This is a genomic window from Lentzea sp. NPDC051838 (assembly GCF_040681245.1).
GTDB lineage: Bacteria > Actinomycetota > Actinomycetes > Mycobacteriales > Pseudonocardiaceae > Lentzea.
In genome coordinates this window covers 156956-168994 of the sequence record NZ_JBFAYI010000013.1, presented here as the reverse complement: position 1 = coordinate 168994, position 12039 = coordinate 156956, and the positions used below count along the sequence as shown (strand labels likewise).

At 69.2% G+C, this 12039-nt stretch carries 14 protein-coding genes; 7 read left to right on the top strand and 7 right to left on the bottom strand.

What is annotated here, in order from left to right:
• Positions 1-32 precede the first annotated feature (32 nt).
• Complete coding sequence (locus AB0M24_RS26715) at positions 33-611, top strand: GtrA family protein (RefSeq protein WP_363773444.1); 579 nt, start codon at positions 33-35, stop codon at positions 609-611.
• Positions 541-1074, top strand: a complete 534-nt coding sequence (locus AB0M24_RS26710) for a GtrA family protein (RefSeq protein ID WP_363773286.1) — start codon at positions 541-543, stop codon at positions 1072-1074. Before AB0M24_RS26715 ends, AB0M24_RS26710 begins: the two co-directional genes overlap by 71 nt.
• On the opposite strand, the gene AB0M24_RS26705 is transcribed toward AB0M24_RS26710, so the two are convergent.
• Both AB0M24_RS26705 and AB0M24_RS26700 read right to left on the bottom strand, forming a co-directional pair.
• Positions 1075-2349 (bottom strand): ATP-binding protein, encoded by a 1275-nt coding sequence (locus AB0M24_RS26705; protein ID WP_363773284.1) that lies wholly within the window; start codon positions 2347-2349, stop codon positions 1075-1077.
• A complete protein-coding gene (locus AB0M24_RS26700) occupies positions 2349-3023 on the bottom strand; it encodes a response regulator transcription factor (protein WP_363773281.1) in 675 nt (224 codons plus the stop codon). Before AB0M24_RS26700 ends, AB0M24_RS26705 begins: the two co-directional genes overlap by 1 nt.
• 31 nt (positions 3024-3054) lie before the next feature.
• Between AB0M24_RS26700 and hisN the strand changes: the two genes are divergently transcribed.
• The gene (gene hisN, locus AB0M24_RS26695) at positions 3055-3834 is read left to right on the top strand and encodes a histidinol-phosphatase (RefSeq protein WP_363773278.1); all 780 of its coding nucleotides are present in this window, start codon (positions 3055-3057) and stop codon (positions 3832-3834) included.
• On the opposite strand, the gene AB0M24_RS26690 is transcribed toward hisN, so the two are convergent.
• The 4 genes from AB0M24_RS26690 to AB0M24_RS26675 are packed head-to-tail and all read right to left on the bottom strand — an operon-like array spanning position 3815 to position 7452.
• Positions 3815-4069 (bottom strand): hypothetical protein, encoded by a 255-nt coding sequence (locus AB0M24_RS26690; RefSeq protein WP_363773275.1) that lies wholly within the window; start codon positions 4067-4069, stop codon positions 3815-3817. The two genes, hisN and AB0M24_RS26690, sit on opposite strands and share 20 nt — an antisense overlap.
• Positions 4066-6654: a glycohydrolase toxin TNT-related protein gene (locus tag AB0M24_RS26685; protein WP_363773272.1), complete on the bottom strand. Its 2589-nt coding sequence runs from the start codon at positions 6652-6654 to the stop codon at positions 4066-4068. Before AB0M24_RS26685 ends, AB0M24_RS26690 begins: the two co-directional genes overlap by 4 nt.
• Position 6655: 1 nt before the next feature.
• Positions 6656-6970 (bottom strand): hypothetical protein, encoded by a 315-nt coding sequence (locus AB0M24_RS26680; protein WP_363773269.1) that lies wholly within the window; start codon positions 6968-6970, stop codon positions 6656-6658.
• Positions 6967-7452 (bottom strand): YbaB/EbfC family nucleoid-associated protein, encoded by a 486-nt coding sequence (locus AB0M24_RS26675; protein WP_363773266.1) that lies wholly within the window; start codon positions 7450-7452, stop codon positions 6967-6969. Before AB0M24_RS26675 ends, AB0M24_RS26680 begins: the two co-directional genes overlap by 4 nt.
• A gap of 96 nt (positions 7453-7548) precedes the next feature.
• Between AB0M24_RS26675 and AB0M24_RS26670 the strand changes: the two genes are divergently transcribed.
• Positions 7549-7986, top strand: a complete 438-nt coding sequence (locus AB0M24_RS26670) for a MaoC family dehydratase (protein ID WP_363773263.1) — start codon at positions 7549-7551, stop codon at positions 7984-7986.
• Between the two features lie 485 nt (positions 7987-8471).
• On the opposite strand, the gene AB0M24_RS26665 is transcribed toward AB0M24_RS26670, so the two are convergent.
• Positions 8472-9251 (bottom strand): 5-oxoprolinase subunit PxpA, encoded by a 780-nt coding sequence (locus AB0M24_RS26665; RefSeq protein WP_363773260.1) that lies wholly within the window; start codon positions 9249-9251, stop codon positions 8472-8474.
• A 96-nt stretch (positions 9252-9347) separates the two neighbouring features.
• Between AB0M24_RS26665 and AB0M24_RS26660 the strand changes: the two genes are divergently transcribed.
• The 3 genes from AB0M24_RS26660 to mctP all read left to right on the top strand — a co-directional run bounded on the left by AB0M24_RS26660 (position 9348) and on the right by mctP (position 12039).
• The gene (locus AB0M24_RS26660) at positions 9348-10040 is read left to right on the top strand and encodes a GntR family transcriptional regulator (protein ID WP_363773257.1); all 693 of its coding nucleotides are present in this window, start codon (positions 9348-9350) and stop codon (positions 10038-10040) included.
• Between the two features lie 98 nt (positions 10041-10138).
• A complete protein-coding gene (locus tag AB0M24_RS26655) occupies positions 10139-10405 on the top strand; it encodes a DUF3311 domain-containing protein (RefSeq protein ID WP_363773254.1) in 267 nt (88 codons plus the stop codon).
• Positions 10405-12039 (top strand): monocarboxylate uptake permease MctP, encoded by a 1635-nt coding sequence (gene mctP / locus AB0M24_RS26650; protein ID WP_363773252.1) that lies wholly within the window; start codon positions 10405-10407, stop codon positions 12037-12039. Before AB0M24_RS26655 ends, mctP begins: the two co-directional genes overlap by 1 nt.

Genomic DNA, 12039 nt, shown 5'->3' with positions numbered 1-12039 from the left:
CTGGCGCGGTGCTGCCAGTCGTTCGCCGTGCCATGAGCCGGATGCCAGAACCACTCCAGTTCCTGCTCCACAAGCACCGCGAACTGATCAGGTTTGCCCTGGTGGGCGGCACAACGTTCCTCATCGACAACGGCGTCTGGTACGCGCTGAAGCTCACCGTGCTGACGGACAAGGTCGTCACGGCGAAGGTCATCGGCGTGCTGGTGGCGATCATCGCCTCGTACGTGCTGTCGCGCGAATGGTCGTTCCACACCCGCGGCGGCCGCGAGCGCCACCACGAGGCCGCGCTGTTCTTCCTGGTCAGCGGCCTGGGCGTGGGCATCAACATCCTGCCGCTGTACCTGTCGCGGCACCTCTTCGGCCTGCAGGCCCCGTTCGTCTCGGCGTTCACCGAGGAGATCGCGGACTTCGTCTCGGGCTCGATCATCGGCATGCTGCTCGCCACGGGCTTCAAGTTCTGGGCGATGCGGCGCTGGGTGTTCCCGGACGCAGGTGCACGACCTGACCGGCGCGTTCACCCGATCTCCGTAGACTCACCCCGTGTCCCTAGCCGAAACAGTGGTCTCCAGATTTCCGGAACCGATCCGGTCGATCGCGCTGAAGCATCGTGAACTAGTCAAGTTCGCCCTGGTCGGGGGCACCTGCTTCGTGATCGACACGGTCCTGTTCTTCGGGATCAAGACCATCATCCTGCCCAACAACCCGGTGACGGCGAAGATCATCGCGACCCTCGTTGCGACGATCGTGTCGTACATCCTCAACCGGGAGTGGTCGTTCCGCACGCGCGGTGGTCGCGAGCGGCACCACGAGGCAGCGCTGTTCTTCCTGATCAACGGGGTCGGCATCGTGCTGAACTCGGTGCCGCTGTACGTCTCGCGGTACCTGTTCCACCTGCAGGAGCCGCACGTGTCGCGGTTCACCGAGGAGGTCTCGGACTTCCTCGCCGCGCAGATCATCGGCACGCTCGTCGCGATGGCCTTCCGCTGGTACGGGTACAAGAAGTGGGTGTTCCCCGAGGAGGGCGCGCGGGGGCCGCGGCCGCTGGACGAGGAAGAAGCGCTCGGCCACTCCTGATCAGCGGGGTGTGCTCGGCGCCTTCCACGGGATGCCGACCACGTCCTGAGCCTTCGGGACGGGCAGGAACACCGCGAACGTCGCCGGCCGTGCCGTCGACAGCTCCAGCCGTCCGCCGTCCGCGTCGACCAGTGCTCGGGCGAGTGCCAGACCCACGCCCGTCGAGCCGCCGCCGGACACACCGCGCTCGAAGATGTGGGCCGCGAGCTCGTCGGGCACGCCCGCGCCGCCGTCGCTGACCTCGACGACAACCGTGCCTTCCTCGCTGCGCGCGGAGACAACCACGGGGCCTTCGCCGTGGCGCAGCGCGTTGTCGAGGAGCACGCCGATGGCTTCGCGCAGCCGGGCCGGGGTGGCGCGGGCCAGCAGACCGTCCGGGACGCGGACTCTCAGCGTGCGGCCGTGGCTCTTCACCTGCTCGCGCCACTCCTCGGCGATGAGGTTCAGGGCCGGGCGGAGCTCCAGCGGTTCGGCGCCCACGGCTCGGGCGGCGCGGGCGGCGGCGAGGAGCTCGTCCAGCACCGCGGCGAGGCGTTCGGCCTGTTCGAGGGCCGCGCGGGCTTCGGCTGCCGTGTCGGGTTCCGGGTGCTCGGCCAACGCCTCCAACCGCAGCTGAAGGGCGGTCAGGCGGCTGCGCAGCTGGTGGGAGACGTCGCCGACCAGTTCGCGTTCGCGTTGGACGAGACGGGCCAGGGCTGTGGCGGACGTGTCGAGGGCCTCGGAGACCGCGTCCAGCTCGGAGATGTTGTAGCGCTGGTCGTCGATGCGGAAGTCGCCGGCACCCAGGCGGGACGCGCGGGCGGCGACGTGGCCGAGCGGCTTGGCAAGCGTTTGCGCCGTCACGAGGGCGACGACCGTGCCGGTGCCCACGGAGAGCGCGAGCAGGAGCAGGACAAGGCCCGCCACCTGGGCCTGGGTGGTGTGCATCGGGCCGGACGGGATCTCCAGCCGAACCGTGCCCTGCTGGGCGATCGGCAGTTCCGCGGCGAGCGGGTCGTCACCCGGTGAGGGGCCGCTGACCGTCGTGGCGCCACCGGACACCACTGTCAGGCGGCCGTCGGTCGGGATGGCGATCCGGACCGCCTCGATGTCGATGCCCTGCTGGTTGGCGAGCTGGTTGTCGAGGTCCGTCGCGATGCGCTGGGCCTGTTCGGTGAGGGCGCCGCGCGCCTGGTCCTCGACGAGCGTCAACGCCGAGTAGCCCAGCGGAAGGCCCAGGACGATGCCCGTGACGGCGACGGCGAGCAGGATCGCCCGCAGAATCCGGCGGCGCATCAGTCGGCGTTGAAGCGGAAACCGCGGCCGCGCACGGTCGCGATGCGCTTCTCGGCCGAGTTCGGGGTGCCGTCGCCGAGCTTCCTGCGCAGCCACGACATGTGCATGTCCAGCGTCTTGCTGCCCTTGAGATCCGGGTCGTTCCAGACCTCCGACAGGATCTCGTCGCGGCTCACGACCTGGCCCGCGCGCTGGATGAGCACCTTGAGGAGCTCGAACTCCTTGTTCGCGAGCTGGATCTCGCCACCGTCGACCGTGACGCGACGGGCGGCCAGGTCGACGCGCACGCCGTTGACCTCCAGCGTGCCGGGCGCGCGGCGGCGCAGCAGAGCCCGGATGCGGGCCATCAGCTCGGCGAGCCGGAAGGGCTTGGCCACGTAGTCGTCCGCGCCCGCGTCGAGCCCGACCACGAAGTCGACCTCGTCGGCACGAGCGGTGAGCATCAGCACCGGGATGCCTCTGCCGTTCTGCCGGAGTCTGCGGCACACCTCCAGGCCGTCCATGCCCGGCAGGCCGAGGTCGAGGACCAGCAGGTCCATCCCGCCGACCATGGCCGCGTCGAAGGCACTGGGTCCATCGGTGACGACCTGCACCGAATAGCCCTCCCGCGTCAGCGCGCGGGAGAGCGGTTCCGCGATGGCCGGGTCGTCCTCGGCCAGCAACACCACGCTCACGGCCCCAGCGTATTCGTGGAACGATCGCCGCGTGTCACGCCACGATGCTGATCTCGAACTCGCCCTCCGCCTCGCCGACGCCGCCGACGCGATCACCTCCGCCCGATTCCGCGCCCACGACCTCGCGGTGGAGCGCAAGCCGGACCGCACGCCCGTCACCGACGCCGACGTCGCTGTCGAGGACGCGGTGCGCGCGGTGCTCGCTGCCGACCGCCCGGACGACGTCGTCATGGGCGAGGAACGCGGCGGCACGCTGGACGCCCAGCGCGTCTGGGTGCTCGACCCGATCGACGGCACCAAGAACTTCCTGCGCGGCGTGCCGGTCTGGGCGACGCTGATCGCGCTGGTCGAGGACGGTGTGCCGGTGGTCGGCGTCGTGTCGTCCCCCGCTCTCGGGCGCCGCTGGTGGGCGGCTGCCGGTGGGGGCGCCTTCATGTCGGATCACGCCGGTGAGCGCGCCATCTCCGTCTCGGGCGTGCGCGCTCTTGAGGACGCGTACGTGTCGACCACCGACCTCAAGTCGTGGGTCGAGTACCACACGCGCGATGCGTTCCTGCGGCTCGTGGACGCCACCTGGGAGAGCCGTGCGTTCGGCGACTTCTACCAGCACTGCCTGGTCGCCGAGGGCGCACTCGACCTCGCGGCCGAGTGCGTGGCGAACCCGTGGGACATCGCCCCGTTCCAGGTGCTGGTGACGGAGGCGGGTGGCCGTTTCACCTCACTCGCGGGTGAGGAGCGCTACGACGGCGGTGACGTGCTGTCGTCGAACGGCCACCTGCACGACGCCGCGCTCAAGCTGGTTGGACGCTGAGACTTCCGCGCGCGACCTGGGCCCACGCCAGCCGTCCGAAGAGGTAGTGGCACGCCACGCTCTCGTCGTCGAACCGGGCCCAGTCGTAGCGGTTGCCCTGCTCCTGCCAGAACACCTCGTGACCGTTGTCGTCGGTGAGGAGGCACCAGCGCTGGTCCGCCTCCTCGCCGATGCTGACGACGTCGTCCGGCACGCCGATCTTCGTCAGCCACTCGGGCAGCGTCTCGACGTTCATGCGGTGATCTCCGTGAGGTAGCCGAGCGCGACGAGGTCAGCGACGGGGTAGGTGGTGCGGTACCTGCTTCCGCCGCCGGGCTGGCCGAACCAGGGTGCGCTGATGGTGCGGTGGACGGGCAGGTCCTTCGTGACGCGATACCTGCGGTAGCCCTCGTCCGCGGCCTGCGGGGGCAGCGAGCGTTCCTTGAACGGGGTGCCGGCCTTGGACAGGACGCGGCCTTCCTCCGTGCCGAACCTGTCGAGCTCGGCGCCCGCCTTGAGAACCTCGGGCTGGCTGTCCTCGTAGCCGCCTTCGCGCTCGACCGGCCAGCGCGGGGTGCCGTCCTCGTGCTGGAACAGGCTTTCCCAGTCGCGCTCGTGCATGCCCGCCTGGGGGTCGTAGTTCTCCAGGAGCGCCTGCACGGTCGGGTGGTCCTTGCCGAGGCCTTCGGAGTGGGCCTTGGGTTCGGAGGTCCGTGGATCGACCAGGTCGGCCTGCGGGTGGTCCTGCGGGGCGAACCTGGGAATGACCTGCTCTGGCTGCTGCTGCGGCGGCGGGAGCTGCCTGGCGGGCTTCGGGGCGAGGCGCGGGGCACGGCCCGTCGACAGGAAGATCGCCATGAACCAGCTGCCCGCCGCGGCGGCGGTGTAGGTGTGGCGGGCGACGTCGAACGCGACGCCGGACAACGCCTGGTTGTGCTCGCGGCTGTCGAGGCGGTCGGTGAGGGAACCGCTCTGGTGGCCGCCGCTCAGGTCCACACCGGCCATCGGGGCCGAGGTGACGGTCTGGCCCAGATCCACACCCGCACCAGGGGCGGAAGGTGCGGCGATCGTGTCGCCCACCTTCTGCGTGCCTGAGCCTTCAGTCTCGAAGTCGGCGAGCGTCGGGTCCTTGAGGAGCGCGTCCTTGGCAGGGTCCTTGGCGAGTGCGTCCTTGCCGCCTGGCTGGGCCTGGCCGGGAGCCTGGTTACCGCTCTGCGACTGGCCCGGCTGACCTGGGGTCTGGCTCTGCTGGCTGACGGCGGAAGCCTGTCCGCCCGGCGAAGTCGGCCCCGCCTGACCACCCAATGCCTGGCCTGCGGACGACACCGCACCTGGCACACCGGTCTTGCCCGCCGTGGCCTGTGCACCCTGCTTGGCCTCGCCGACCTTGGCTTCCGAGGCAGCCTTGGCGTCCGCGGCCTTGCCCGCCTGCTGGCCGGCCTGGCCCTGCTGAGCGGCCTGTCCTTGCTGCCCCGGACCCTGCTGGCCGACAACAGCACCGACCTGAGCACCGGCCGCGGGAGCAGCCGACGGAACACCGCCGAGCGCGCCACCCACCGCACCACCGACGGCACCGACCGCGCCACCCACCGGACCACCCATCGGAGCGCCGCCGCCCATCGGGTTGCCGAGGGCCGGACCCGCCTGAGCAGCGGGAGCCGCAGGAGTGGCGCCGGGCGCCGCGGCCGCCTGGCCGGGCACTTCGCCGCCGCGGATCAGCGGCTGGTCCAGCACGGCGGCCGAAGCCTGGGTCGTGCCCTCGGCGACCGGGCCGAGGGTGCCCTGGACGCTCGGAATCGCGTCCGCCACCGGAGCGACTGCGGGCTGGACGGTCTGCGCGACCTCGGCGACCAGGCCCGGCAGCACCTGAGGACCGCGACCGGAACCTTCACCACGGCCAGGACCATCGCCGGGGCCTTCGCCGTGACCAGGGCCGTCGTGGCCCTTGCCGGGACCGTCCACGGCGTCGAACACAGGACCGGTAGCTTCGCGGCCGCCGGGCACCGCGTCGACGACCGGCTGCACGATGGCGGCGGCGGGCGCGGTCGCGGGCTTGGCGGCGTCCAGCACGGGCGCGGCGGCATCGGTCACGGCGCCGACCACCGGCGCGACAGGTCCAGTCGCGGCATGAACGACAGGCGCGATCGGGGCGGTCGCGGTGTGCACGACCGGGGCGACCGCTTCGGTGACCGGAGCGACGACCTGGGCGACCGGCTCGACGACCGGCGCGACGATACCCGCGACCGGAGCCAGGACGCCGGGGAGCACACCACCGCCGCCGCCGCCGGGGCCGTGGGCGCCCGGCGCGGTGTTGACCGGCGGGTTGGCCTGGCTCATGTCCACGCCGCTGCCGAGGTTGATGGCCGAGGAAAGAGTGTTGTGGAGGTTCGCGACGTTGGCCGCGGTACCCCTGGTCAGCGTGTCGAGGCCGAGCAGCGCGTTGGGGTTGCCGGTGGAAGCCGAGGCCTGGGCCGCGTCGTTGTTCTTGGCCAGCGTGACCAGCTCGCGCACGATCTGGACCTTCGCGGCACCCACCTGCTGGGCGGCGTGGTCCAGCCGGTCGGCGGCGGCGTGGCAGCCCCGCGCGGCCCGTTGCAGGTCGCCGTCCGGTGCCACGACCTTGGCCCAACGGCCACGCGCGGCGTCACCGGTCCCGCCCTTCACGCCTTCGAGGGCGCGGTTCGCAGCCCCGTCGGAAGACGTGCCGAGAGTCTTGATCTTGTCGCCCGCGTCGCGCCAGGCCGTGGCGCTGGAGCGCAGCTTGTCCTCGTCCGCCTTGGGCCACGACACACCGGCCTTGGCCGCGACCTCGGTGAGTTCGACGGGAAGCTCGATGCCCATGTCAGCCGTCCAACCTTCTCATCGCGGACGCGTTGCTCTGCTCGACGTGCCGGTACGTCTCGGCCGTGGCGGCGAGCTTGTCGCCCACATCCCCCAACGTCGTCGAGAGCCCCGACAACGCCCCTGCCGCATCACCGGAAGGCTTCTCGTGCGTAGCGGCAAAACTCCGCCCCACCGCGTCATCCCCCCAGCAAGCCCCGAACCCGGCCAGCGCCCGATCCAGCGCGCCCGCGATCTCCTTGGCCTGCCCGGCAAACCCGCGCAACTCCCGCGCCCCGGCGTCCAACCGCTCGAGATCGGCCTCGTACCCGGTCATCGAACCCTCCTGTTGATGAGCTCGGAGTCGAGCCAGCTCTCCCGCTGTTCGTTGTCCTCGTCGTCATCCACCCGACGCCGGAACGGCTGCCGCCCCAAATCCACAGTCTCGGTGTCGTCCGCCTCGTACTCGGCGGGCTTCAAGTCCGCAGTACCGGCGACCAGAGCCGCAGGATCCGTCGAGGGAGGCAACACCGCGCTCAACGTCTGATACGTACCTTCCGCAGCAGAAGCAGCAGCCGCAGCAACAGTCCGCACGATCAACTCGGCCAACTGCTCGGGCCGATGCCGCCGATACGCCAACTCGGACAGCTCCAGACCAGCGAGCTTCCCCCCGGCCCCCACGACCGCGGTGACCGTCCCATCCGGACTGGACGCCGTCCCGGACACAGCAGCGAGCTCGCGCTGAACCGACGCCAGCTGCTCACGGCTGCGCCGGTAGTCGGCGAGCAGCTCCTCGACCTGCGCACGGTGGTCGTCCACCGAGTCCCCCTCACACGCATAGCCCTGGGCTCGGGCTCTTGGACGCCGTCGCCCTTAGATCGGTTCCCAGCGGATTCAGTTACGTACGATCAACGCGTGATCGCGTTCGAGGATCTGCCCGCAGGCCGAATCATCCCGCTCGGCGAGGTAATCGTCGACCGGAACGACATGGTGGACTTCGCGAGAAAGTTCGACCCGCAGCCGTTCCACTTGGACGAGGAAGCGGGCCAAAACTCGATTTTCGGCGGTTTGTCCGCCTCAGGCTGGTACACGGCCTCCCTGTGGATGCGCAGCTGGGTGGACGCCGTCCTGTCCAACTCCACCTCGCAAGGCTCGCCGGGCGGCCGCGAACTCTCCTGGCTGGCCCCGGTCTACGCAGGCGACAAACTCACGTTCGCCGCCGAGGTGCTGAGCGCGCGCCTGTCGAAGAGCAGGCCAACCCTGGGCCTGGTGGAGTTCGCGGGCACGGCGCACCGGGCTGACGAGCTGGTCTACAAGTTCGTAGCCACAGGAATGTTCACAGCGCGCGGCTGACCAAGCGAAGGCGAAGCCGAGCCAGGCGACGCCGAAGGCGAGCTGCCTGGGCGATGGCGAAGCCGAGCTGCCCTGGCGACGCCGAAGGCGAGCTGCTTGAAACGTGCGCTCCGGCGGGCCCCGTCACGAGTCGTGGCTGAACGTTTGCCGCGCCGGGGAGGGGAGGTCAAGTCGACACGCTTTTCGTCGACTTGACCTCCCCTCCCTGGTGTGGCTCGCTCGGACGCGACTCGTGACGGGACCCACCCCACCACCGCAACCAACAACGCAACCGGCAGCCGCCCAACGCAACAGGCGTGCCATCAACCCGCGAGCGGCGCTGGTGGGTCTTTGATCAGATTGGCGGGGTCTGGGGCGGAGCTCCCAGAAAGCAACCGCCAGATACGCACGGCACGCGCCCACCTACGGACACGAAACAGGCAGACGCCAACCCAACAGGGAGACGGCAACGGCAACCGGAGCGCGCGCCGCCAGGCGCCCCAACCTCAACCAACCTGACGAGCGTGCCGCAGCGGCGACTCCACCCGCGCCACCACAACTCCCGCTGCCTCCAAAGCCACCCGAACCGCACGAGCAATCTCCACAGCATTAGGCGTATCCCCGTGGACGCAGATCGAGTCGGCTGCAATGCGCACCGGACGCCCACTGACGCTGCGGACCCAGCCCTCGGTCGCGAGCTGGACGCAACGGGCCGCGATCTCGGCAGGGTTGCGCAGGACAGCGCCAGGTTCGCCACGCGGCACCAGCGTTCCGGCCGACGTGTAGGCGCGGTCCGCGAAGGCCTCGTGCCAGACGCGCAGGCCGGCGACCGAGGCGCGTTTTAGCCAGACTGCGCCCGGCGGGCCTAGTACTGCCAACGTCGGATCGAACAGACGAACCGCATCCACCACAGCGTCAGCCTGCGCCTCATGCCGAACCAGCGCGTTGTAAAGAGCCCCATGCGGCTTCACGTAAGACACGCGCGTACCACCAGCGCGAGCAAAGACCGACAGAGCTCCGAGCTGGGCCAACACCTCGTTCGTCAGAGTGTCCGGAGCGACGTCGATGAACCGACGCCCAAACCCGGCCAGATCGCGATATCCGACGTGCGCCCCCACAGCCACCCCCGCGGAAGCAGCAGCGGCACACACCGACCGCATCGTGTCGGCATCACCGGCGTGGTAGCCACATGCAACGTTTGCGCTGGTCACGACCTCGAGCAACGCCCGGTCGTCGCCCAACGTCCAGTGGCCGAAGCCCTCGCCGAGGTCTGCGTTCAGGTCCATGGCCACCCTCCAACACGTGCAGGTTTGTTGGATCGTAGGATTGTTGAACGATTTGACGATACTGCAATCGAACGATCCTGCAAATAGACTTGGCAGGTGACCGAGACGTGGGTGTCGACGCTGGCACAGGGCAAGGCGGGCCTTGAGCGCGCGAGCACCGCGCAGAAGGTCGCGGACATGCTGCGCGAACGGGTCCTGGACGGCGAGCTCGCGCCAGGTCTGAGGCTGAGCGAAGAAGCCATCGGCGGAGCGCTGGGGGTCAGCCGCAACACGCTGAGGGAAGCGTTCCGGCTGCTCACCCGCGACCGGTTGCTGGTGCACGAGCACAGCCGGGGCGTCTTCGTGCGCAGGCCCACCGGCGACGACGTCCGCGACCTCTACGCCGCGCGGCGGGTGATCGAATGCGGTTCGCTGAGGTTGTGGAACGACGTCACCGAGGCTCAGCGCGAAGCCGTGCGGGCGCCGGTCCGGCAGGCTGTCGCCAGGGCGGAGAAGAACGACTGGACCAGGGCCGGTCAGGCGAACATCCAGTTCCACCGCGGCATCGTCGGACTCGCGGGCAGCACCCGGCTCAGCGACGAGTCGGACCGGCTCTTCGCCGAGTTGATGCTCGCCTTCCGGGTAGCTCAGGAGATCAACGACTTCTACCAGACGTACGTGCCGTGGAATCGCAGGATCGTTGAGTTGTTGAACAATGGGGAGATTCAACAGGCCGTCGACCAGCTGGCGGAGTACTTCGACGCCGCCGAAGAGGACCTCGTCGGCCGCCTGGAAGTTGAGCAGTCCTAAGGGACTGTTAAGCAGAGTGCAACGATGCGATCTCGACGCTGACGACACGTGTGATCAGGCCTAACATCCGCGCAACACCGCGTACACGGAGGGCCACCATGCCGTCGGATCACAAGACCGGCTTGCGCTGGAGCAACTGGAACCTGCTGCTGATAGTCCCGCTGCTCATGCTCATCACGCCGTGGTTCAACCAGGACGAGCCCCGCCTGTTCGGGCTGCCGTTCTTCTACTGGTACCAGTTCGCGTTCGTGCCTCTCGGCGTGCTCTGCGTCGGCCTCGTCTACCTCAAGACCAAGGACGAGCCCGTCGTCACCGGCAAGCCCGACAAGCTCGGCGTCGACGACCTGGACGAGGGAGCGAAGTGATGCAGTGGACCGAGCTGATCGTTTTCAGCGTCCTCTTCCTGCTCGTCACGGTCATGGGCTTCGTGGCGGCGCGGTGGCAGAAGGGCGAGACCCTCGACCACCTCGACGAGTGGGGCCTCGGCGGCCGGAAGTTCGGCAGCTGGATCACGTGGTTCCTGGTCGGTGGTGACCTCTACACCGCGTACACGTTCGTCGCGGTGCCGGCACTCATGTTCGGCGCGGGCGCGACCGGCTTCTTCGCCCTGCCGTACACGGTGATCCTCTACCCGATCGTGTTCCTTCCGCTCGTGCGCATGTGGTCCGTCAGCCGCGTGCACGGCTACGTGACGCCGGCGGACTTCGTGAAGGGCCGCTACGGCTCGCACTGGCTGGCGCTGATCATCGCCGTCACCGGCATCGTCGCGACCATGCCGTACATCGCGCTGCAGCTCGTCGGCCTCGAAGCCGTCCTGCGCAGCATGGGCCTCAACGGCGGCGGCATCCTCGGCCACCTGCCGCTGTTCATCGCCTTCGTGATCCTCGCGCTGTACACCTACAACTCGGGTCTGCGGGCGCCGGCGCTGATCGCGTTCGTCAAGGACATCCTGATCTACATCGTCATCCTCGTGGCGATCGTCTACCTGCCGTCGAAGTTCGGTGGCTGGGGCGAGATCTTCGGTGACGCGCAGGCGAAGTTCGACGCGACGCCGAGCAAGACCGACGGCATCCTGCTGACCGGCACGAACCAGCTGCAGTACGCGACGCTGGCGCTGGGCAGTGCGCTCGCGCTGTTCCTGTACCCGCACTCGCTGACCGGCATCCTCGCGAGCCGCGGCCGCAACGTCATCAAGCGCAACATGGTCGCGCTCCCGGCGTACTCGCTGGTGCTGGGTCTGCTGGCGCTGCTGGGCTTCGTGGCGATCAGCGCGGGCACCAAGCCGATCGTCAACCAGGCGACCGGCCGTCCCGACACCAACACGATCGTGCCGGAGCTCTTCGGGCAGAACTTCCCGAGCTGGTTCGCGGGCATCGCGTTCGCGGCCATCGGCATCGGCGCGCTGGTGCCGGCGGCGATCATGTCGATCGCGGCGGCGAACCTGTGGACGCGCAACGTCTACAAGGAGTACATCAAGAAGCACGCCAGCCCGGCCGAGGAAGCCAAGCAGGCCAAGCTCGCGTCGCTGGTCGTGAAGTTCGGCGCGGTGGCGTTCATCGTGTTCGTCGACCCGCAGTTCTCGATCGACCTGCAGCTCATCGGCGGCGTGATGATCCTGCAGACGCTGCCGGCCGTCGCGATCGCGCTGTACACGCGCTGGTTCCACATCTACGGCCTGGTCGCGGGCTGGGTCGCGGGCATGGGCTACGGCATGTGGCTGCTCTACAACATCGCCAACCCGGCCGTCGGCAAGCAGCACTTCGCCGGTTCGGCACTGCCGCTCGGCAACATCTCGATCCTGGGCTGGCACCCGTTCGGCGGTTCGACGACGCAGATCTACGTCGGCATCGTCGCGGTCGTCGTCAACCTGCTGGTCGCGGTGATCGTCACGCTGATCGCCAAGCAGGCCAAGGTGTTCAACGGCACGGACCAGACCGATCCGTCCGACTACCACGTCGACGAGGACAGCCCGCGGGTCAAGCCCGTCGCGACCCACTGA

Excerpts from the sequence above, each read along its gene's own strand:
- AB0M24_RS26715 (WP_363773444.1), top strand. The coding sequence starts at position 33 with ATGAGCCGGATGCCAGAACCACTCCAGTTCCTGCTCCACAAGCACCGC.
- AB0M24_RS26705 (WP_363773284.1), bottom strand. The coding sequence starts at position 2,349 with ATGCGCCGCCGGATTCTGCGGGCGATCCTGCTCGCCGTCGCCGTCACG.
- AB0M24_RS26690 (WP_363773275.1), bottom strand. The coding sequence starts at position 4,069 with ATGAACGTCGAGACGCTGCCCGAGTGGCTGACGAAGATCGGCGTGCCG.
- AB0M24_RS26685 (WP_363773272.1), bottom strand. The coding sequence starts at position 6,654 with ATGGGCATCGAGCTTCCCGTCGAACTCACCGAGGTCGCGGCCAAGGCC.
- AB0M24_RS26680 (WP_363773269.1), bottom strand. The coding sequence starts at position 6,970 with ATGACCGGGTACGAGGCCGATCTCGAGCGGTTGGACGCCGGGGCGCGG.
- AB0M24_RS26665 (WP_363773260.1), bottom strand. The coding sequence starts at position 9,251 with ATGGACCTGAACGCAGACCTCGGCGAGGGCTTCGGCCACTGGACGTTG.
- AB0M24_RS26655 (WP_363773254.1), top strand. The coding sequence starts at position 10,139 with ATGCCGTCGGATCACAAGACCGGCTTGCGCTGGAGCAACTGGAACCTG.
- mctP (WP_363773252.1), top strand. The coding sequence starts at position 10,405 with ATGCAGTGGACCGAGCTGATCGTTTTCAGCGTCCTCTTCCTGCTCGTC.